At 38.7% G+C, this 21,696-nt stretch carries 16 protein-coding genes; 9 read left to right on the plus strand and 7 right to left on the minus strand.

Annotated features, from left to right (window positions below; genetic code table 11):
- Positions 1-54: 54 nt before the first annotated feature.
- From PMAN_RS04955 to pabB, 3 genes are all read right to left on the minus strand, one after another.
- The gene (locus PMAN_RS04955) at positions 55-1,431 is read right to left on the minus strand and encodes an L-serine ammonia-lyase (protein ID WP_010557570.1); all 1,377 of its coding nucleotides are present in this window, start codon (positions 1,429-1,431) and stop codon (positions 55-57) included.
- Between the two features lie 101 nt (positions 1,432-1,532).
- Positions 1,533-2,108: an NUDIX hydrolase gene (locus PMAN_RS04960; RefSeq protein ID WP_010557571.1), complete on the minus strand. Its 576-nt coding sequence runs from the start codon at positions 2,106-2,108 to the stop codon at positions 1,533-1,535.
- 2 nt (positions 2,109-2,110) lie between these two features.
- Positions 2,111-3,460, minus strand: coding sequence for an aminodeoxychorismate synthase component I (pabB, locus tag PMAN_RS04965; RefSeq protein WP_010557572.1), 1,350 nt, complete (start codon positions 3,458-3,460; stop codon positions 2,111-2,113).
- A gap of 169 nt (positions 3,461-3,629) precedes the next feature.
- Here pabB and PMAN_RS04970 point away from each other — a divergent pair, with 169 nt between their 5' ends.
- The 5 genes from PMAN_RS04970 to PMAN_RS04990 all read left to right on the plus strand — a co-directional run bounded on the left by PMAN_RS04970 (position 3,630) and on the right by PMAN_RS04990 (position 11,607).
- Positions 3,630-5,156, plus strand: a complete 1,527-nt coding sequence (locus tag PMAN_RS04970; protein WP_010557573.1) for a fumarate hydratase — start codon at positions 3,630-3,632, stop codon at positions 5,154-5,156.
- A 425-nt stretch (positions 5,157-5,581) separates the two neighbouring features.
- A complete protein-coding gene (locus tag PMAN_RS04975) occupies positions 5,582-6,622 on the plus strand; it encodes a Leu/Phe/Val dehydrogenase (RefSeq protein WP_010557574.1) in 1,041 nt (346 codons plus the stop codon).
- A gap of 132 nt (positions 6,623-6,754) precedes the next feature.
- Positions 6,755-7,393, plus strand: coding sequence for a CatA-like O-acetyltransferase (locus tag PMAN_RS04980; RefSeq protein ID WP_168371075.1), 639 nt, complete (start codon positions 6,755-6,757; stop codon positions 7,391-7,393).
- A 104-nt stretch (positions 7,394-7,497) separates the two neighbouring features.
- Positions 7,498-8,322 carry a M90 family metallopeptidase gene (locus tag PMAN_RS04985; RefSeq protein WP_010557576.1) on the plus strand — a complete coding sequence of 275 codons (825 nt, stop codon included), beginning with the start codon at positions 7,498-7,500 and terminating at the stop codon, positions 8,320-8,322.
- Between the two features lie 99 nt (positions 8,323-8,421).
- Positions 8,422-11,607, plus strand: a complete 3,186-nt coding sequence (locus PMAN_RS04990; RefSeq protein WP_010557577.1) for an amidohydrolase family protein — start codon at positions 8,422-8,424, stop codon at positions 11,605-11,607.
- 119 nt (positions 11,608-11,726) lie between these two features.
- Here PMAN_RS04990 and PMAN_RS04995 read toward each other — a convergent pair whose 3' ends face one another.
- Positions 11,727-12,095, minus strand: coding sequence for a hypothetical protein (locus PMAN_RS04995; RefSeq protein WP_008127699.1), 369 nt, complete (start codon positions 12,093-12,095; stop codon positions 11,727-11,729).
- A gap of 150 nt (positions 12,096-12,245) precedes the next feature.
- On the opposite strand from PMAN_RS04995, the gene PMAN_RS05000 reads away from it, so the two are divergent.
- Both PMAN_RS05000 and PMAN_RS05005 read left to right on the plus strand, forming a co-directional pair.
- Complete coding sequence (locus tag PMAN_RS05000) at positions 12,246-12,998, plus strand: Nif3-like dinuclear metal center hexameric protein (protein ID WP_006792373.1); 753 nt, start codon at positions 12,246-12,248, stop codon at positions 12,996-12,998.
- Positions 12,999-13,370: 372 nt separating this feature from the next.
- The gene (locus PMAN_RS05005; protein WP_006792374.1) at positions 13,371-13,943 is read left to right on the plus strand and encodes a DedA family protein; all 573 of its coding nucleotides are present in this window, start codon (positions 13,371-13,373) and stop codon (positions 13,941-13,943) included.
- A 144-nt stretch (positions 13,944-14,087) separates the two neighbouring features.
- Here PMAN_RS05005 and PMAN_RS05010 read toward each other — a convergent pair whose 3' ends face one another.
- From PMAN_RS05010 to PMAN_RS05020, 3 genes are all read right to left on the minus strand, one after another.
- Positions 14,088-14,864, minus strand: coding sequence for a YdcF family protein (locus PMAN_RS05010; RefSeq protein ID WP_033035821.1), 777 nt, complete (start codon positions 14,862-14,864; stop codon positions 14,088-14,090).
- A 41-nt stretch (positions 14,865-14,905) separates the two neighbouring features.
- Positions 14,906-15,793 carry a LysR family transcriptional regulator gene (locus PMAN_RS05015; RefSeq protein WP_006792376.1) on the minus strand — a complete coding sequence of 296 codons (888 nt, stop codon included), beginning with the start codon at positions 15,791-15,793 and terminating at the stop codon, positions 14,906-14,908.
- A gap of 550 nt (positions 15,794-16,343) precedes the next feature.
- A complete protein-coding gene (locus tag PMAN_RS05020; RefSeq protein ID WP_010557579.1) occupies positions 16,344-18,713 on the minus strand; it encodes a bifunctional diguanylate cyclase/phosphodiesterase in 2,370 nt (789 codons plus the stop codon).
- Positions 18,714-18,913: 200 nt separating this feature from the next.
- Between PMAN_RS05020 and pyrC the strand changes: the two genes are divergently transcribed.
- Complete coding sequence (gene pyrC, locus PMAN_RS05025; RefSeq protein ID WP_010557580.1) at positions 18,914-19,969, plus strand: dihydroorotase; 1,056 nt, start codon at positions 18,914-18,916, stop codon at positions 19,967-19,969.
- 497 nt (positions 19,970-20,466) lie between these two features.
- Positions 20,467-20,670 carry a cold-shock protein gene (locus PMAN_RS05030; protein ID WP_006792379.1) on the plus strand — a complete coding sequence of 68 codons (204 nt, stop codon included), beginning with the start codon at positions 20,467-20,469 and terminating at the stop codon, positions 20,668-20,670.
- Positions 20,671-21,696: the final 1,026 nt, after the last annotated feature.

Raw genomic sequence — 21,696 nt, forward strand, 5'->3', positions numbered from 1 at the left:
TGATAACAAAAACCGACTATTTATTAATAGTCGGTTTTTTTGTTTAAGGTTAGCCTAACACTCAATAATGTTAACGGCTAAACCACCGCGCGCGGTTTCTTTGTATTTTGTTTTCATATCATTACCTGTTTCAAGCATGGTTTTTATTACTTTATCAAGTGATACTTTTTGCTCGCCACTACCACGAATTGCCAATCGAGAAGCATTGATGGCTTTTATAGCCCCCATCGCATTACGTTCAATACAAGGAACTTGCACTAAGCCGCCAACAGGGTCGCACGTTAAACCTAAATTATGCTCCATGCCTATTTCAGCTGCGTTTTCAACTTGTACAACATTGCCACCCACAATTTCAGTTAATGCTCCGGCGGCCATTGAACACGCTACACCCACTTCGCCTTGGCAGCCCACTTCGGCACCAGAAATAGACGCATTTTTTTTATATAAAATACCAATTGCAGCGGCTGTTAGTAAATAACGCGTGGCAATGTCGCGGTCTACTTCTTTTACAAATGTATGATAGTACATAAGTACAGCGGGTAGAATGCCTGCAGCACCATTAGTGGGGGCTGTTACCACTCGTCCACCGGCGGCATTTTCTTCATTAACGGCAAGTGCAAATAGGTCGACCCAATCCATTGCTCTGAGTGGATCGTTGCTCACCTCGATATTCAGTTTTAAGAATAGGCTGGGGGCACGTCGTTTTACTTTTAAACCGCCAGGTAAAATTCCTTCAGTACGCATTCCGCGCTCAATACAGGCTTTCATTACTTGCCAAATATGAAATAACTCATCTTTTATAGCGTCTTCGGTTCGAAGTGTGCGTTCGTTTTTCATCATCAAGCTAGATACACTCAGGCCTGAGTCTTTACACATTTCAAGTAGCTCTTTTGCGCTACTAAAAGGGTATGGCGCTGGGTTTTCTTCTCTAATATCGAGCGCTGCTTGCTTTTCGTTTTCAAATTCTTCGTCGGTAACAATAAAGCCGCCGCCGATAGAGTAGTACACTTTGCTATAAAGCTTTTCACCATTATTTGAAGCAATAATCTCCATTGCATTAGAGTGCTTTGGGAGCGTTTTACGACGATGAAAAACAATAGCACCTTGCTTAGGAAAGTTGGCTTTGTGTGTTTGGTTTAAATAAATAACTTGTTCTTGCTCGATAGTTAATAAAATATCATCGACTAAATCGGCATCGATTGTTTCTGGGTCATAGCCTGCTAAGCCAAGTACAACAGCTTTGCCAGAACCATGACCTATACCTGTTTGACCTAACGATCCATATAGCTCTACTTTTATATCGGTAACACTTTTCAATAGCTGTTTTTCATGGAGTTCATTAACAAATAAGCGTGATGCGCGCATTGGGCCAACGGTGTGTGATGACGAAGGGCCAATACCAATGCTAAACATATCAAATGCACTGATCATAGTGTGTGTCTCTTATTAATTTACTCAGCCCGAGGCTGCTCTTTGAACGGTCGAGCATAATAACGCGGAATTGTTAGCATGTAACTATTATTAACGAAGATTTAAACTGGTAAGGCTAGTTGTTTTGTAAAGTTTTTTATAATGCTAGCAGTTGCTCCCCAAAGTAACCCATGGGGGGTAACAAACCCCTGCAGGGTGATTTCTTTACCAAAACGTTGAAATGGCAAAGGTTGCCAGTTAGCTTCAGTACTTAATTCATCCAAGGAGAGTAAAAAGCTAGCCTGTACTTCATTGTGATCGTTTACCCACTGCGTATTTTTATTCAAAACACATACGTAGGGACGAATACTAAACCCAGTTAAGGTGGAGTACTCTGGTAAATTGCCAAGGATATTTACATCTTTGTGCGCAATGTTTAATTCTTCTTTCAATTCACGTAGTGCCGTTGTACGAAGCGTTTTGTCGCTTGCCTCAAATTTACCACCGGGTAAGCAAATTTCACCTGGGTGATGATGCAAATAAGTAGGGCGCTTACACAGTAAAATATGTGCATGCCCAGCTACATCTATAATGGGCAGCATAACGGCACTGGCGCGTTTATTTCGAGAGTCTTTTATTTGATTTGGCGCAGCGGTTGGGCTTAATTGAAAACGCGTTTTAATAAAGTCACTATTCAAGATCACCTACTCTTTAATAAAGGTAAAATTTTATTTACCTTATCGTAAGTCTCTTGGTATTCCAATTCGACTTTAGAATCAGCGACAATTCCGCCTCCGGCCCAACAGTAAATATGCTGCTCATAACAAACTAAAGTTCGAATAGTAATACTTGTATCCATATTACCACAGGCACTTAAATAACCTATAGAGCCACAGTAAACACTGCGCTGATGAGGCTCTAGTTCTTCTATAATTTCCATCGCGCGAATTTTGGGTGCTCCAGTAATGGATCCACCAGGAAAAGCAGCCTCGAGTTGATCAACTGCTGTTTTATTGATATCGAGTTCGGCGGTCACTGTACTTACTAAATGGTGTACGGCCGGAAAACTTTCAATTGCGAATAAAGAAGGCACTTTAACGCTGCCGGGTTTGGCTACTTTACCCAAGTCGTTACGAAGTAAATCTACAATCATCACGTTTTCTGCGCGATCTTTGGATGAGTTTGCAAGTTTTAACGCTTGTGCATTATCTTCGTGGGCGTCAGCTTTACGTGCAAGTGTCCCTTTTATTGGTTTAGTTTCTACAATATTGTTTTGAATCGATATAAAGCGCTCAGGCGAAATTGACAAAATAGCGCCTGCAGGATGATTAATAAAACTTGAAAAAGGCGCTTTATTAGCTTCGCGTAATTTAATATACGCTGACCAAGGATCACCGCTATATTGGGCTTTAAAGCGCTGCGCTAGATTAATTTGATAACAATCACCGCTTTTTAAATAGTCTTCAATTACAGCAAACTTTTTGGCGTATTGGGTTTGGCTCATATTAGAAAACCACTCAGACGTTAACTCAAATTTGGCGTCAATCGGAGTTGATGCTAGATATTTCTCGTAAAGCGCGCGTCTTTCAACATGTGGCTGTGAAACATAAAACCACGCATTTTGCTGTCTATCAAAAATGAGTGCATCTAAATAAAGGCCTACAGCCATTTGCGGTAAGTGTATATCTTGCTCTGCTATGGTTGGCATTTTTTCAATTGTACGACCCAAGTCATAGCCGAAATAACCTAGCCAACCTCCATTAAAGGGCAATTCAAAAGGTGCTTTTGTGTTACTGAGTTTGAGCAAATGGGTATTCATTATCTCAAAACAGGTTAGCTCACTTGGCTCGCCATTGAATAATGTTTTGTTATCGCTCACTTCAAGCAAGTGTTCAGGTTCTATGGAAATTATGTCGTAGCGACTATTTACATGGTCGCTATTAGCAGAGTCGAGCAGTATGGCATGAGGCAGATGAGAAAAATGCGAAAATACATCAATACAATTTTGTGTTATTGATAATTTTATACAATTATTTTTATTGTTTAGCATTTACTACCCCTATAAGAACTGGCTCCAAACGGGCTGGGAGGGTATCATAAGTCAAATTTTTTTGGCAGCGTTTAGTATAAAATCAACGTTGTAATTAAAACAGTACAAACCACCGTCACCGGTTTGGTATAGATTACGCTTAAGCGTAAAGCTAACTTAAGGAACCATTATGAGTACAATCCGTCAGCAAGACTTTATTGATAGCATTGAAGATGCATTGCAATATATTTCGTTCTACCATCCACTTGATTTTGTTCAAGCATTAGAAAAAGCTTACAACAAAGAACAAAGTAAAGCTGCTAAAGATGCTATTGCGCAAATTTTAATTAACTCGCGTATGTCGGCTGAAGGCAAGCGTCCGCTTTGTCAAGATACAGGTATTATTACGTGTTTTGTAAAAGTGGGTATGGATGTTAAGTGGGATAAAACAGACTTAACAGTTCAACAAATGGTTGATGAAGGTACTCGCCGTGCGTATTTGAATCCAGATAACCCGCTTCGTGCTTCTATTGTTGCAGACCCTGCTGGTACTCGTAAAAACACAAAAGATAACACACCTTCGGTTGTTCACATCGATTTGGTAGCTGGTGGCGAAGTAGAAGTCATGGTTGCAGCAAAAGGTGGCGGCTCTGAAAACAAAAGTAAAATGGTTATGTTAAACCCTTCAGACGATGTTGCTGCCTGGGTAGAAAAAACACTGCCTACAATGGGTGCTGGTTGGTGTCCGCCAGGCATGCTGGGTATAGGTATTGGTGGCACAGCAGAAAAAGCTGCAGTAATGGCTAAAGAGTCATTGATGGATCCGGTTGATATCCATGAGCTTATGGATCGTGGGGCGGAAACTACAGAAGAAAAGCTTCGCCTAGAAATATTCGAACGTGCAAACAAACTAGGTATTGGTGCACAAGGCCTGGGCGGGTTAACAACGGTTGTTGATATTAAAATTAAAACCGCTCCTACCCATGCAGCTTCAAAACCAGTGGTGATGATCCCTAACTGTGCAGCAACTCGTCACGTGCACTTTACTTTGGATGGTTCAGGTCCTGCTGATTTAAAAGCGCCAAAGCTTGAGGATTGGCCTGAAGTGACTTTTGAAGTAGGCGAGGGGACACGTCGTGTAAATTTAGACACGCTAACGAAAGATGATGTTCAAGAATGGAAAATGGGTGAAACCGTTTTACTTTCAGGCACCATTTTAACTGGCCGTGATGCAGCGCATAAACGTTTGCAAGACATGATCAACTCTAGCGAAGGCTTACCTGAAGGCGTTGATTTTGATAATAAATTTATATACTACGTTGGCCCTGTAGACGCTGTTGGTGATGAAGCAGTAGGCCCTGCAGGCCCAACTACAGCAACACGTATGGATAAGTTTACCGATATGATGCTAGAAAAAACTGGTATTGTAGGCATGATTGGTAAAGCAGAGCGCGGCCCTGCAACGGTTGAATCAATCAAAGAGCATAAATCTGTTTACTTGATGGCTGTAGGTGGTGCTGCGTATTTAGTATCTAAAGCGATTAAAAAAGCGCGTGTAGTTGCGTTCGAAGATTTAGGTATGGAAGCGATTTACGAGTTTGAAGTTGAAGACATGCCTGTAACGGTTGCTGTAGATAGCGAAGGTGCTAATGCACATACGCAAGGTCCTGCGATTTGGAAGGCAAAAATTGCTGAGCTTGATAGCAAATTAAAGTAATTGTTATCTTTGTTTATGAAGCGAGCCATGTGCTCGCTTTTTTATTTTAAAATCATCAATATTGAGTGAAAACTGATCTTACCAGTTGTGTGGTAATTGTTTATATAAATATAAATCATTAAATAACAATTGCTTGCGTGTTAATGGTGGATGTATTAAAAACTTTACGGAAAAATCAATGGTTACGCTAACGTAAACGTAAAGAGGTGTACCCTTGTGTTATTTTAGTTTTAATGTCTATTTTTGTAATTTATTTTAAATTTTTTATTTGTTAATAAGTTATAAGTTGATTATTTAATTTAATCACTTGGTGTTTGTTAGCTTTATCATCTTGATGTGTGGCGAACACTATCTTGAAGTGGTAAAGTCTCGACAATTTCCAGCGCGTACACCCTCTCACGGGTCAATTTTTCGGAGTATTTTAAGTGGCTGTGTTTAATCAAGTTGAATTTGATAACCATGAACAAGTAGTCTTTTGTTCTGACAAAGAGTCAGGTTTAAAAGCAATTATTGCTGTGCATAGTACCAAGTTGGGGCCTGCTGTTGGTGGGTGTAGAATGTGGGATTACGCTAAAGATGAAGACGCAGTGTATGATGTTTTGCGTTTATCAAAAGGGATGACTTACAAAAATGCGGTTGCGCGCCTTCCTTTTGGTGGTGGAAAATCTGTCATTATTGGTAACGCCAAAGACATTAAATCGGAACAACTTTTTCGTGCATTTGGTCGCCAATTAGAGCGTTTAAATGGTAGCTATTACTCAGCAGAAGACGTCAATATTACGTGTGCCGACGTTGCTTTAATGAACAAAGAAACAAATTACGTTCTTGGCCTTGAAGGCAAAAGTGGAAACCCATCTCCCTTTACTGCATACGGTACTTTTTTAGGTATTAAAGCTGCACTGCAGCATCAACGCGGCCACCAAGACTTCTCGGGCATAAAAGTAGCTGTACAAGGTTTAGGGGCTGTTGCTTACGGCTTGTGTAAGCACTTAGCTGATGCAGGTGCTAAGTTGTTTGTGACAGATATAAACCAGGTTGCAATTGATCGTGTTGTTAACGATTTTGGTGCAACAGCTGTTGGTATTGATGACATTTATGACTTAGATGTAGATGTGTATGCACCCTGTGCATTAGGCGCAACCATAAACGATGACACTATACCTCGTATTAAAGCAACCATTATTGCTGGTTGTGCTAATAATCAGTTAGCACAATCACGCCATGGTGAAATTATTCGTGAAAAAGGCATTTTGTATGCGCCAGATTACGTTATAAACGCAGGGGGTATTATTAATGTTTATTACGAAACTGCCCCAGAAGGTTATACCGTTGAGGCCTCTAATAAACACGTTGAGGGTATTTTTAATACGCTAACAGAAATTTTTGCTCGCAGCGAAAAAGAGCAAAAATCGACGCACTTAATTGCAGATGAGCTTGCTCAAGAAATAATACAAAATGGCCTTTAGATTTATATTTAGGTCTTGAAGAAAGGGGATGCATTTGCGTCCCCTTTTTTGTTATTAATGCTATTTTTATGAAACAACGTTACACTTTATTTTTAATTAAGTGTGGTATGTATAATGACGTCAACTTCGAATATGCAGCCTATCGACTTTGATAGCTGGCCTCGTAAACAACATTTTGAACTATTTAAAAATTTTACCCAGCCATACTTTAATGTGTGTGTTCAGCTAAACGCACAAACACTGTTTGATTACTGTAAGGATCAAAATATATCGTTTTTTCAAGCCTATGTTTATTGCACACTAAAAGCTTGCTTCGCTTATGAACCAATTATGTTACGAATTATAGAATCCAAGCCCTGGTTACTTACAAGCATCCGTGCAAGTGTTGTTGAACTTGATGAAGACGAGTGCTTTGTATTTAGTTATTTTGATTATTTGGGCTCTTTCAAAGAGTTCTCAGCCAATAGCGACAAAGTAAGTAAACAATCTAAGTCAAACTCACTATTTAGCGACGCATTTGCCAATACAGAGGGGCAAGCTGATTTAATTCATATATCTGTTTTACCATGGCTTAATTTTAGCGCTTTTTCACATGCATTTAGCGAAGGGCAAAGTTTAGGGATCCCTAAATTTGTATTTGGTCAATACGACAAACAAGCTGGCACGATGCCACTGTCTGTTGACGTACATCACTCTTTAATGGATGGTCTACACGTTGCGCGCTTTGTAAAGGTGTTACAAGCTGAGTGTGATCATTTTAAATGTAAATGACGGTAGTAAAAAAAGTATTTTAAAAATCTATAATAACCACAGCAGTTGAAAATTCATCCCGGTGAACATATTTATAAAGGCATATATATGTTTAGGGTATTGCCATGATAAATGGACTGTTAATTGGTGTTTTAGTGTTATTTGTGGCGATACTTTGGCAATGGCCTTCTATCCAAGCCTCCCTTTGGCGCAATAAGTATCAACGTATGGGTTTAAGCTCTCAGCAAAAAGATATCTTACTGCGCTGTATGCCTATTTACCGAAAGATGACGGATGCTGATAGAGCCAAACTTGAGAGACATATTGTTTGGTTTTTAAATGAAAAGCGCTTTATTGGCTGCGATGGATTAAAGCTCACACCTGCCATGAAACTTATTGTGGCTGCTGATGCCTGCGTACTCGTGCTTAACAAGCCGTGGCCTCTTTATATTAATGTAAAAGAAATACTATTGTACCCAAGTGCTTATTACGCACCGCAAACCACGCACGATAGTGCTGGTTTAGTCAGTTATCATAATACGGTGAGACAAGGTGAATCGTGGCCTGGGGGAACATTGGTACTCAGTTGGCATGATGTATTAGAAGGAAGCCGCTTACCCAGTGATGGGCATAACTTGGTGTTTCACGAATTTGCTCATCAGTTAGATCAGGAAACAGGTAAAACAACAGGTACGCCACTTTTAAAAAGCTCGGCGGATTATAAAGAGTGGGCAAGGGTATTTAGTCGTGCCTTTACGCAGCTTAAAAGTCATGTGGCGTATAGTATGCCTCACGTTATTCATAGTTATGGCGCAACAAACGAGGCCGAATTTTTTGCGGTGATCACCGAAACCTTTATTGAAAAACCAGCAGAGTTACGGCGCTACGATCCAGAAATATATAGAATGCTGGTTAACTACTATCAATTTGACCCCATTTCTTGGCATTAAACGTAATAAACTGCGCTTTATCAAATAACGCTGGTAACTTTTGGTTGTTTTTGTTGCAATCGGTTAAAACACACAGCAACAATAATAAGCGAGAAAGTTATGAAGAAATTGCTGCATACGGCGTTGGCTTTGTCAGTGTCATTAGCTCTTGGGCAAGCACATGCTGAATCAACCGATAAAAAAGATGAACAAAAATGGCAAGTAGATTCTCCTAAAGGGCAATTTGTTGACGCTAAAATTAGCGTAGAACAAGGCACATGGATGAATATTGATATTAGCCCAGATGGCAAAACCATTGTATTTGACTTACTAGGCGACATTTACACAATGCCAATGAGTGGCGGTACTGCAACACAATTAACCTCTGATATAGCATGGCAAATGCAACCTCGTTTTAGCCCCGATGGTAAACACATTGCGTTTACTTCTGATCAAGGTGGCGGCGACAATATTTGGGTTATGGATTTAAACGGTGAAAACCAAAGTGCAGTAACCAACGAAACGTTTAGACTGTTAAATAGTCCAGCGTGGAGCCCTGATGGCGATTTTTTAGTGGCGCGTAAACATTTTACGGCTAGTCGTTCACTTGGTGCTGGTGAAGTATGGCTATACCATAAAGCGGGTGGTAAAGGGGGTCAGCTGACTAAACGCGAGAACGACCAAAAAGATTTAGGTGAGCCAATGTTTTCACCTGATGGGCGTTATGTGTATTTTTCTCATGATGCTACACCAGGCAAAACGTTTCACTATTCGAAGGATTCTGTAGCGGGTATATATAAAATTAAGCGCTACGATCGTGAAACAGGTGAAATAGAAACAATTATTGATGGTATGGGTGGCGCAATTAGACCAACTCCATCGCCAGATGGAAAAACGCTTGCTTACATTAAGCGAGACGACTTTCAAACTAGTTTGTATCTTTATGATTTAAGCACGGGTGAGCACACTCAGGTATACGATAAGTTAGAGCGTGACATGCAAGAAACGTGGGCTATTCACGGCGTATATCCTACAATTGCCTGGACACCCGATAATAAAGAATTGGTATTTTGGGCGGGTGGTAAAATTCAATCTGTTGACGTGACTGACAAATCAGTTACCCCGATTGCATTTAAAGTAGAAACCACTAAAAAGATTCAACCAGCGCTTCGTTTTACTCAAAATTTAGACACTGATGAATTTGACGTAAAAATGCTACGTAATGTGCAAGTAAGCCCCGACGGTGAAACCGCTATTTTTGAAGCGTTAGGTTATATTTATAAACGCGATTTAGAATCTGGAAAAATTAAGCGTTTAACAAAACAAACAGATCATTTTGAATTATTTCCGCAGTATTCTCGCGATGGTAAAAAAATAGTTTACACCACGTGGAACGATAACAAGCAAGGCCAAGTGCGCGTTGTATCTTCTCGCAGTGGTCGAGGCGACACAATTACACAAGAACCAGGCAAGTATGTAGAACCAACGTTTAGCCCGAATGGTAAAACGGTTGTCTACCGTAAAGCTAGCGGTGGCAGTATTTTAAATCCTAAATGGTCATTGAACCCAGGTATTTATAGCGTTAGTGCAAAAGGCGGTAAAAGTGAGCTGATTTCTAAAAGTGGATATCAACCACAGTTTGGGGCTGACAACGACCGTGTATTTGTAATGAGCCCATGGCCAAAACCATCGCTGAGTGTTGTAGAGCTAGAAAGCAAAAAAGTATCTAAACTTTATGAATCTGAGCATGCTACTGAATTTAGAGTATCTCCAGATGGGGAGTATCTTGCTTTTGCTGAGCGATTTAAAGTGTATGTAACGCCATTAGTTGAAAGTGGGAAGGCCATAAATATTGGACCTAAAGACAGTAAATTCCCTATAGAGCAGCTATCTGTGCGTGCTGGTGAAAGTATTAGCTGGAGTGCCGATAGCAGCAAACTTTATTGGACACTAGGGCCTGAGCTTTACCATGCAAGTTTAAACGGTGTATTTGCGATTAATAGTAAAAGCGACGCTGATTTTAAAGTTAAAAATGGCGAAAACATCGGATTCAGTAAGAAGGTGAATGAGCCAAAAGGCATGATTGCTTTAACTGGCGGTAAAATTATTACGATGAATGGTGATAAAGTCATTGAAAACGGAGTAATAATTACTGATGGCAAGCATATAAAAGCTGTGGGCCCAGCTTCTGAGTTAAGCATACCAAAAGATGCAGAAGTTATTGACGTTACTGGTAAAACTATCATGCCGGGTATTGTTGACGCCCATGCTCATGGTTCTCAAGGGAGCAATGAAATAATTCCTCAGCAAAATTGGAAAAACTTTGCAGGTTTAGCTTTAGGTGTTACGACCATTCATGATCCCTCTAACGACACCACCGAAATATTCACTGCAAGCGAAATGCAAAAAGCAGGCATGATTGTTGGTCCGCGTATTTTCTCTACAGGAACTATTTTGTATGGGGCTAATATGCCGGGTTATACCTCGCATATTGATTCGTTAGAAGATGCTAAATTTCACTTAGAACGCTTAAAGAAAGTCGGTGCTTTTAGTGTTAAATCATACAATCAACCCCGTCGTGAGCAGCGCCAACAAGTCGTTGAAGCAGGTCGCGAACTTGAAATGATGGTTGTGCCAGAAGGCGGTTCGCTACTGCAACATAATTTGAGCATGGTGGTTGATGGGCATACAGGTATTGAGCATTCCATTCCTGTAGAAAACATATACGATGATATAAAACAATTATGGTCACAAAGTGATGTGGGTTACACACCAACGCTTGTTGTTGCCTATGGTGGTATATGGGGTGAAAACTATTGGTATGATAAAACTGACGTGTGGAATCACCCTCGTTTAAGTAAGTTTGTGCCTCAAAATCAGTTGCTGCCGCGTTCTATGCGTCGTGTTAAAGCACCCGATCATCACTATAATCATTTTAACAACGCACGTGTGTCGGCTGAGCTACAAGACTTAGGTGTTTTAGTTAACTTAGGAGCGCATGGTCAACGTGAGGGGTTAGGCGCACATTGGGAAATGTGGATGTTTGCCCAAGGCGGCATGACGCCACTAGAAGCCATACGCGCATCAACACTCGATCCAGCTAAGTACTTAGGGCTTGATAAAAACGTAGGCTCGCTTGAAGTGGGTAAACTGGCTGATTTAATGGTGATTGATGGTGATCCGTTAATTGATATTCGCAGCTCTGATAAGGTTGATTATACAATGATTAATGGTCGTTTATTTAATGCAGAAACGATGAATGAGGTTGGCAAAAAAGCACGCCAGCCGCTTTATTTTGAAAAGTAAGAATTTTAATTAACGTCTTTAAAAAGCGGCTTTTATGCCGCTTTTTTATTTTACAAATTATAAACAGCAGGCATAAAAAAACCGCTTAACGCGGTTTCTTTTAAAATCATTAATGTTGATTAAACAACACCGCGCGGTAGGCGACAGTCATGATCTTTACGCGCTAGGATTACAATCCACAATTCTTCTGCGGTGTAACCATCTTCACTTTGTGTAACCACAGTGAATGGCGCTTTTTTCTGAGCAGTAACAGGCGCAGCTTTTTTGGTTTTAGTTTTTTTAGCTGGCGCTTTTTCAGCAGGTGCCGGTGTTGCTTTACCACTGCTTAATTCTTTAGTTAGCTCAGCTACGTCAGCTAGGCGTAAGTTTTTTCCGCCATCGATGCTGTACCAGCCTGGTTTAGTTGTAATTTCAGGTTTTTTACCATTAGCAGCTTCATACGCTGCTTCAAAGGCAGATAGTACTTCTGTTTTGTCTAGTTTGCTCATCAGAGACCCTATACGTTGTGAACACAGATAAAGAGAAGCTATTTATACCTATTTTGAATCAGTTTTTCAATTTTTTGCGATTTTCCTTCCATTTTAAAGCAATAAACGCCAAAATTTGCACAAAATTCAGTGCAAAGTAAGGTTACGCGTATGCAACGTCAAGAATTTAACCAATTATTAAATGATATTTTAAAGCCTCACAATATTAAGGATTTTTGCCCAAATGGATTACAAGTTGAGGGTAAAAATGAAATAAAAAAAATTGTTACCGGAGTAACAGCGAGCCAAGCTTTAATTGACGCTGCAATTGATGAGCAAGCAGACGCTATCTTGGTCCATCATGGTTATTTTTGGAAAGGCGAGTCTCAACCTATTACCGGGATGAAAAAGCGGAGAATAGGCGCCTTATTGGCTAACGATATTAATTTATTTGCTTATCACCTCCCTTTAGATATTCACCCAGAGATTGGTAATAACGCGCAGCTTGCAAAATTATTAGATATTGAAATTCAAGAAGGCCTTGAGCCTGTTGCTAACAGTGTAGCAGTGAAAGGGCGCCTTAAAACAGCGCTAAGTGGAGATGAATTTGCATCAAAAATAGCTAAGGTGCTTAATCGAGCCCCTCTCACAAGCTTAGTTCGTTCAAGTAAAATACAAACTATTGCGCTGTGTACTGGTGGAGGTCAAGGTTATATTGATTTAGCTGCGGAGCAAGGTATTGACGCTTATTTAACAGGTGAAGCGTCTGAGCAAACTATTCATAGTTCACGAGAACAAAATATTGATTTTTTTGCAGCAGGGCATCATGCAACCGAACGCTACGGTATAAAAGCTCTGGGCGAGCTACTTGCCCTGGAGTACGGTTTTGAGGTTAGCTTTATTGATATTGATAATCCTGTTTAAGCTACTGTGATATTTAAGATTATTAATTTTAGTACTCGTTATATTTTAAAATTTAAAGCCTTGAATTTAACGCCAGTTAAATAGGGGCGACAACGGATAGTGTACAAGCTCTGCTCTAATAGACTTTATTTACTTATATTGAAGTGAGGGCGTGTTTAAATTTGTTGTCTAGCGAGTTGAGTATAAATTGAAAGTGTTCAGAGCAAGGGAAGTAGACACGCTTTCTTTATATACACTGCTTAAATGAAAGCGAATAAAATAAATCGGTTGTAAAAGTAAGGTAAGTGGTTTGGTCTCTCATAAAGAGCTTTTAATTTACTTAATTCGTTATGTATTTCTAGTTTTATTAAAAATGACCTTATAAGGACCGCAATGGAAGGTGTTTTAGCTCTACTTGAGCAGTACGGCTTATTTGTTTACCTATTGCTATTTGGCTATTGTGCATTGAAAAGCGGCTGGTTACCTTTATTTGCAGGTTATGCTGCTCAGACCGGCGCGCTTGATATTAAATTAGTTATTTTAGCTACTTTTATGGGAGGGTATATTGGCGATGAGATACGGTTTGCTCTTGCAAGAGCTTATGGCACTTCATGGCTTGAAAAACCTAATAAAATTGGTCAACTATTTCAAACAGCGAGTGCGCTTGCTAACCGTTACGGCATGGCTTACATTTTTTTATATCGATACCCTAAAGGTATGCGCACAATTGGAGCGCTCCCTGTAGGGCTAACCGATATATCTTGGCCCCTATTTAGCACCTTAAATGCCTGTTCAGCTGCTTTATGGGTCATTATTTTAGTTGGCGGAGGCTATACTTTTGGAGCTACATTTGAGTCTATAGGTGTAGAGAGCTTAACCGCACTGAGTATATTATTGTTGGGGATATTTTTAGTTATACTCTATCGGCTTTGGACAAAACACCCACCTACAAAACAACGACAGTAAAGTGACGTTATTGTTTAACAAAAAATCTAGTGAAGAGCTTTACCCACATATCTTAAAGTATTGATATTTTATTTTCTTGCTCGACAAACATTCATTGTAAACAAATCAAATTTACGAGTTAGCAGGTGGCTTTTTGCAAGTTGTTTAAAGTGCCTCAGGGTCTAGCCATCGACGGACTTTTATCCACGTTGTTCCTATAACTTCATGGCTGTATTGCGTTACGGCTAGTAGTGCTTGCGCATTTGGAACGAGCTGTTTATGAAAAGGAAGCGCTGCAAAATTGTGAAAGTCAGTTGCTGCAGGAATGCTTGTTACACCTTGGGCCGAAAACAAGTCCTGGGCTCTGGGCATATGCAGTACCGAAGTTACTAACGCTACTTTAAAATCAACTAGCTTAGGCGCTAGTAGCGCAGCTTCTTGCGCTGTATCCATTGCCTTTGGGTTTTGCAAAAGCCTATTTTTATTGATGCCTAACTCAATGGCAGTTTGATACATCAAGCTGCTGTTAGTAATATTCTCATAACCGCCGCCAGAAACAATAAGCTGTGATTTTGGGTAGTATTTAGCGAGTTTGACTCCTTCAACTAGTTGGGTTAGCGCGCAATTACCTAATTGGTTATTGGCACTTAAGACAGGGTTAGGATTTATATCGCAGCCAAGTACTACTATTTTGTCTAATTCTGGGTGTTTTGAAGGGTGAAAAGAAAGGCTTGTCGGCTCGTTGTTTTTTAAAATCAGGTTAGCAACAAACGGTGTACTGATTGCCAACAATGTTGAAAGTCCAAAAAATGCAATTACTAAAGAAAACTTGCGACCCTTGAATGCTAAAAACAAAGCTATAAATGTAAAAAGACCAAGTAAAGGGAGCGGCATAAGCAAGCCGCCAAGTAACTTTTTCAAAGCGAACATAATGAGCAACATAAAAGCAATAATTTAAGTTATGTTACTCATTAACGGGTAGTTTATCGACCGTTATTTAACTTACACGTATTTAAAAAGTGGCGATATACAGGATTATCTTTCATATCTTTTTTCATCGCTAAGTACATTGGTCGAGTTAAACCTAGCGCACCTAGTGGAATCGATTTGATGAGTCCTTGGCTTTCATATGGTGTAACCAACCAATCAGGTAATGCAGCTACACCCATTCCAGCACTGACTAGCTGAAAAATTAGTAGTCCTTGATCTACGTTTTTTAACGTCCCATCAAAACGTGCATTTTGAATGAAATGTTTAAATATATCTTGGCGTTCGCGCGGAATAGGGTAAGAAATAATGGTTTCATTCTTTAAGTCTAACGCTGTAACGTATGCTTTTTTAGCAAGATCGTGATCAGGTGCAACAATTAATTTTAACTTAAAGTCGAATAAATGGGCATACTCTAGCTTATCGGGTTCACGAATGTCTGATGTGAGTACTAAGTCTAATTCATCGTTAAGTAAGTCTGGAATTGCGTCGTAACTAAAACCACGTTCATAATCAATTTTTATATCTGGCCAAAAGTTATTAAAATCTTTAATTGTTGGAAGTAGCCAGTGAAAACAAGCATGGCATTCAACACTTAAGCGTAATTGTGAAATTGGCTGATTAAGGCTCTCTTTTAAACGACATTTAGTTGCTTCAATTTTCGGCAGTATTTCGTGGGCTAACTCAAGCAATAACATGCCTTGCGGGGTAAAACGCACAGGCTGCGTTTTGCGTTCAAACAGCTGGCAGTCTAACTTGTTTTCCAAGTCTTTAATTTGATGTGATAAAGCCGACTGAGTTAAGAATAATTCGCGGGCAGTATTCACTAATGAACCGGTTTCTTTAAGGGTTGCAATAGTTTTTAAGTGTTTTATACCAATCATCTTTAATAATTCTCATGGAAAATTTGAGTAGTGCTCATTATTTTTCAATACTACGCTTATATAAAAAACGTTTCAACGTCTAGACGTCTAAATTAAGCTAATAAATATAGTTTTACTGATTAATGTTTTTATAGTTTAGCGTAAGTAACTAGATTAAAGCCGATTTTTTTACTACTTGTATTAATTTACTTCATGTTTAAAGGTAAAGGGGCTGGTATAAAAAATTTTTAACTTGCTTAGTTAACTAACGCTAATAGATAGAAAAGTAGTGACCTTTGTAGAAAATAAAAATACTTTGGAGTATATGAAGGTTGATCTTTGGTGATTGACTTTACAGCTGTCAGTTTGTCATGCAAGCAAACATAATTTATGTATTGTGGTCATTCCTAATAAATAGGCAATAACGAACAACAAACCCAAAAGTATGCTGCCCTCTGGGTTATTTATGGGGCTATTTGCTCTTTGTTGCTGGGTATTTATTTATCCCACTGGGTTATATACCTCGCGCCGCGCTCTAAGTGCCCCAAGCCTTAACTTTACAGATGTGGGGCTAAAGTGGTTGATTAATTAGTAATATAGCTTCTTTTGCTGGAACTGGTTTTGACATTAAATAACCTTGTCCGTATTCACAATGCGTAGTTTGCAAAGTCTCTAGCTGTCCGGTGGTTTCAATTCCTTCAGCAACAACTTCAAGTTTTAACGACTTAGCAAGTGACAAAATAGCCTCAACCAAGGGATTTGTTGAATCTTGTACATGATCGATGAAGCTTTTATCGATCTTCAGAATATGAATGGGGAGCTGGTGTAAGTAGCCTAGCGCAGAGTAACCTGTTCCAAAATCATCAAGACATAGTTTTACTTTTAGAGGTGAGAGCCCTTCGATAATTTGTGTGGCGAGCTCTAAGTTTTCTATTAATCCAGATTCGGTTATTTCTAAGCACAAAGAACCTAAAGGCAATTGGTATTTGTTATAGATAGCGTGGACCTGAGCTACAAAATCTAGGCTTGCAAAATGACGCGATGATACATTTACTGTCACTTTTAAGAAACGATGACCTTGTTGGTGCCACTTTGAAATATGCTGTGCAGCTAAGTCGAGTAGATGTAAATCCAGGTTGATTATTTGGCCTGTTTTTTCAGCAATAGGAATAAAGTCATTAGGTGAAACAAACCCTTTTTTAGGGTGGTGCCAACGAACAAGTGCTTCAAAGCCAATAACGTGGTTATCTAAGATTGTAAAAATTGGCTGAAAGTAGAGTTCAAATTCGTTGTGTTCAATACCGTGCTGTAGGTCGTTTTCTATGTCGGCGTGTGTTTTAAGCTTTTTTCTCATTGTGTTGTTAAAAAACTTAACTTGTCCGCGGCCTGTTGATTTAGCCTCGTACATAGCGGCGTCTGCTTGTTGCAGTAACAGGTATGCTTTATCGTCAACATTATCAGTATAGGCAATACCTATGCTGGTAGAGGCTTGCAATAAATGGCCATCAACATTTATTGGTTTAGAAAGTGCTTCTTTTATGCGCCCTAGTGCCTCTTTAACTTGATTACGATGTGTAATGTTTTCCATTAAAATAGCAAACTCGTCGCCACCCAAGCGTGAAAAAGTGTCGGTGTTACGAACTGTACCTTTGATCAACTCACAAATTTTAATTAAAAAGTGATCGCCAACTTCGTGGCCGAGCGCATCATTGATGCTTTTAAAGCGGTCAAAATCTAAATAAAGTAGGGCATGAACAGTGCCTTTTTTTACACGCGTTAAGCGTAAAATTGCATGCTTTATTCGTTCAATAAGTAATGAACGATTAGCAAGCCCAGTTAATCCATCATGTAAAGCTTTGTGTTCAAGCTCCTGCCTAGCTAACTGCCTATCTATTGCCATACTTATTTGCCTGCTCACATAGGTAAGCAAAGCACTATCGTGCTCATTATAATGATGTGCCTCATGATAACTTTGCACAACAATGACACCACTCATACGTTCATTGGCTTTAAATGGTACACCTAGCCAAGATTCGGCTTGACGACCAATTAATTTAAAATGACCTTGCTCTATATGATCAATGTAGTCTTGTTTTGTCAATAACATCGCTTGGTCAGTTTGCAATAAAAAGTAAGACGCGGTGTCTTTGAGTTGCTCTTTAGAGATTTTTTGATGTGTGTTTGTTTGTATTCCAGCTTCAACAATGTAAACAATATCAAGGATGTCGATTTGTTTATCGTAAAGGCCAATAAAGAAGTTATCAGCCCTTAATAAGCTATTAATAATAGTGTGCAAAGATTCGAAAAATGTATCTAAGTCACTGGCTTTATAGGTTAAGTTGGCTATTTGAAGAAGACTATTTTCAAGCTTTTGCGCGTCATTTAACTGCTCAACAGTCGATTGCAGGCTATTTACCATGTTAACTTGGTTTATTTTAGCGCTTAAAAGGTGTGCCACTGTTGTTAATATTTCAAGGTGTGCATTAGTAAAGTAGTTCATAGCTGGGTGTTCACAATCAATAACACCTAGAATGCGGTCTTTGTATACAAGAGGCACGCAAAGCTCTGATTGAGCAGGGCGTTCGTCTGCAATATAACGGCTATCTTTTGTGACATCGCCTAAAATTATTGCTTTTTTTGTTGTTGCAACAAAACCTGATATACCTTCATTAAAATCAATTACTTTTCTTTGGGCTTTGTACTTATATCTTTGGCGATCGATTCCCATAGAAGCAACAAGATTGAGTTTAGAGGCTGATTCATCAGCGAGATAAATAACACAGTCAACAAACCCAAGACGATTTACAACTTGAGTCGTTACATATTCAAATAGCTCATCTAAGGTGTCTAGCTGTAATAGGCTTGATGAAAACTGATTTATGATACTTAGCTGATCTGTTTTTACTTCAAGCGCTTTAGAGGTATCGATACTGTTCGACATAGGCAAAATTTATTATTCTTTTTTTATAAACACAACATTAAGTTAACCTAATATCAACTGTTCTACAAAATAAAACGATAAACGTTTTAACTAAGCTGTAAATAAAATAGGGCAAATTAGTAACCGATTATTTTAATAAAATCTTTACTCGAAAACATCATATGCCTATGATCACATAAATTCAGCTGTGGAATGAAGTGATGACCAGTAATAATACAAACTCTGTAAAAACGTTAACAATTACCCGACCTGACGATTGGCATGTGCATTTACGCGATGGTGATCAGCTTAAAGACACTGTGCGCGATATTAGCCGCTATATGGGGCGCGCTATTATAATGCCAAATTTGGTTCCTCCAGCGACCTGCACGGACACCGCTTTAGCTTACAGAGAGCGTATAATGGCTGCTAAGCCACAAGGTAACTTTGAGCCCTTGATGGTGTTATACCTTACTGATAAGACAACACCTGAAGAAATAATTAAGGCTAATGCATCAGGCAAAGTATTTGCTGCTAAACTATACCCTGCCGGCGCAACAACCAACTCTGATTCTGGAGTAACGTCCGTCAAAAATATATATTCAGTGCTTAGCGCTATGCAAGATGTTGGTATGCTTTTGCTTGTACATGGTGAAGTGACTGATTCTTCAATTGATATTTTTGACAGAGAAAAAGTATTTTTAGATACGATTCTGGGTGATGTAGTTAACGACTTTCCAGAGCTTAAAATAGTACTTGAGCATATAACGACAAAAGATGCGGTTGATTTTGTCAATAATTCGCCAAGTAATGTTGCGGCAACGATTACTGCCCACCATTTACTGTATAATCGAAACCACATGTTAGCAGGGGGGATTCGTCCTCATTATTACTGTCTGCCTATACTTAAACGTAATATTCACCAGCAAGCACTTATGGCTGCAGCTACGAGTGGCAGTAAAAAGTTCTTTTTAGGTACTGACTCAGCGCCTCATTATAAAGACAAGAAAGAAGCTGCGTGCGGTTGCGCAGGGGCTTACACGGCTCATGCTGCTATTGAGCTTTACGCAGAAGCATTTGAAGAAGCTGGTGCATTAGATAAGCTAGAGGGCTTTGCAAGCCACTTTGGGCCAGACTTTTATGGTTTGGCGCGTAATAGCGATACAATTACACTGCAAAAGTCGCCTTGGACTGTGCCTGCAAGTTATACGCTTGGTGATTCTGAAGTCGTACCAATAAAAGCAGAATCCGTAATTGATTGGGCTGTTTTAAAGTAAAATTAAGTATTTGAAATCAAAGCCGCTTACTTAAGCGGCTTTTTTTATGTAAATATTTAGGCTCACGGCTTGTAAAAAAAGCTGTAAATTGGCTTGTTACTTAATCATTATTTCTTGTTTGTTTTAGTATGAACAGAAATCAGCCTGCTAAGAGTTAACAATCGCTGTATTTTTATTAGGATTTTATAATAAATATTACAATAATATTTTATTTTTATTTATTTTAATCAATACCTTATCTGTTTTTAATCACGGAGTAAGTTTTTTTAGAAATTATTTTCAATTAATAGAGCGAAAAAAAATAGAATGTGTTAATCTTACTTTGCTTTGAGTTTTTATGAATTGAATTTACGGATATTGTGCTGCGTTTAAGGTTACCAGTTAGGTTATTACTTGTTCCTGTACTATACCTCTATTTTATGAGCATTGACTCAAGGAGGCTATTGCCACAATAACGTGGCAGAATTTTTAATTATTGACTTACAGGAAAATTTAGTATGTCGGTTTCTGGTAAAGTAAAGTTTTTCAACGAAGCTAAAGGCTTTGGTTTCATTGAACAAGAAAACGGTCCTGACGTGTTTGTACACTTCAGCGCAATCTCTGGTTCTGGTTTTCGCACTCTTAGCGAAGGTCAAGCAGTGACATTCAGCATCAAACAAGGTCAAAAAGGCCCTGAAGCTGAGAACGTTGAAGCAGCATAATTTTAATTATGTGAACTCATGTTCATCTTGGTGAAGCAGGTCTCTGTTTCACCATTATTCCTTAAAACTTCTCACATACTCAGAAAGTTCCTCATATATCCATAAACCATAATACCTCCAATTATTAATAGCGTTCATTTCTTATATCTAAACTCCAAAAGACCATAATATGGTTTAATTTTTCTAGAAACCTAATTCCAATTAAATATGCTAAACAGAATTCTATGTATTATTAATTTTGTGCCTACTATAAAGTTCTAATATTTTCATAATCCTTCTAGGTTAACTTGCAAGTTTTAAAGTATTAATACTTACAAAACTCAGCTTCAAACTGGATTATATGGGTAGTCGCCAAAACTTTGAGTTTGGATAGTGAGCTAATAAGTAATTTACAGTGAGCTTAGGCAAGACTCGGTTTGAACATCATAAGAATAATTAACTAAAGTAAGCTTTTTTTGATTTTGATTGTGCCCAAGCCATTAATGAGGCCTTATTTCGTCTATCAGTGTAGAGCGTTGCTTGATTGTAATTGAGTGTCAGAAAACCTTCACAAATTTGATATTGAAACCCTTCTATTAGCTTTACAACTTTCAATATGTGTAACGTTTGATTTTTGTGCGTTAAACCGTTCCTTTTTTGAGTTAAAGTGCTTAAAAATGATAAAAAACCGTCAAATAGAGCCCCTAAAAGAGTTTTTTTTTAAATGTTTTTATTTTTTTTTTATATACATCAAGTTTGAACTAAATGTTGCATTTATGTTGTTTGTTTAGAGGTCTATCCAGCTAAACATCAACCTTATTGGGGTTTGCTAGGATTGTTGATAATACAGTTGGTTGCAATAATGTTAACATTTTATTGGTGCTACTTTAATGTAGTCCATCGGCAGGTGATTTATTTGCTAATTACACCTAACATCAAGTTGACAGCGCTTATTGCATTTAGCATTATTGAAAGGTTGATATCTATTAAAAGATATCAGGGTTGTTCTCCTCGGAGGATAATTAAATTATAAAAGTAACATTACTT

Source organism: Pseudoalteromonas marina, from assembly GCF_000238335.3.
Classification (GTDB): domain Bacteria; phylum Pseudomonadota; class Gammaproteobacteria; order Enterobacterales; family Alteromonadaceae; genus Pseudoalteromonas; species Pseudoalteromonas marina.

Bases quoted from the DNA above. Each gene is read 5' to 3' on its own strand.
- PMAN_RS04955 (WP_010557570.1), bottom strand. From the start codon at position 1,431: ATGATCAGTGCATTTGATATGTTTAGCATTGGTATTGGCCCTTCGTCA.
- pabB (WP_010557572.1), bottom strand. From the start codon at position 3,460: ATGCTAAACAATAAAAATAATTGTATAAAATTATCAATAACACAAAAT.
- PMAN_RS04970 (WP_010557573.1), top strand. From the start codon at position 3,630: ATGAGTACAATCCGTCAGCAAGACTTTATTGATAGCATTGAAGATGCA.
- PMAN_RS04980 (WP_168371075.1), top strand. From the start codon at position 6,755: ATGCAGCCTATCGACTTTGATAGCTGGCCTCGTAAACAACATTTTGAA.
- PMAN_RS04985 (WP_010557576.1), top strand. From the start codon at position 7,498: ATGATAAATGGACTGTTAATTGGTGTTTTAGTGTTATTTGTGGCGATA.
- PMAN_RS04990 (WP_010557577.1), top strand. From the start codon at position 8,422: ATGAAGAAATTGCTGCATACGGCGTTGGCTTTGTCAGTGTCATTAGCT.
- PMAN_RS04995 (WP_008127699.1), bottom strand. From the start codon at position 12,095: ATGAGCAAACTAGACAAAACAGAAGTACTATCTGCCTTTGAAGCAGCG.
- PMAN_RS05000 (WP_006792373.1), top strand. From the start codon at position 12,246: ATGCAACGTCAAGAATTTAACCAATTATTAAATGATATTTTAAAGCCT.
- PMAN_RS05005 (WP_006792374.1), top strand. From the start codon at position 13,371: ATGGAAGGTGTTTTAGCTCTACTTGAGCAGTACGGCTTATTTGTTTAC.
- PMAN_RS05010 (WP_033035821.1), bottom strand. From the start codon at position 14,864: ATGTTGCTCATTATGTTCGCTTTGAAAAAGTTACTTGGCGGCTTGCTT.
- PMAN_RS05015 (WP_006792376.1), bottom strand. From the start codon at position 15,793: ATGATTGGTATAAAACACTTAAAAACTATTGCAACCCTTAAAGAAACC.
- PMAN_RS05020 (WP_010557579.1), bottom strand. From the start codon at position 18,713: ATGTCGAACAGTATCGATACCTCTAAAGCGCTTGAAGTAAAAACAGAT.
- pyrC (WP_010557580.1), top strand. From the start codon at position 18,914: ATGACCAGTAATAATACAAACTCTGTAAAAACGTTAACAATTACCCGA.
- PMAN_RS05030 (WP_006792379.1), top strand. From the start codon at position 20,467: ATGTCGGTTTCTGGTAAAGTAAAGTTTTTCAACGAAGCTAAAGGCTTT.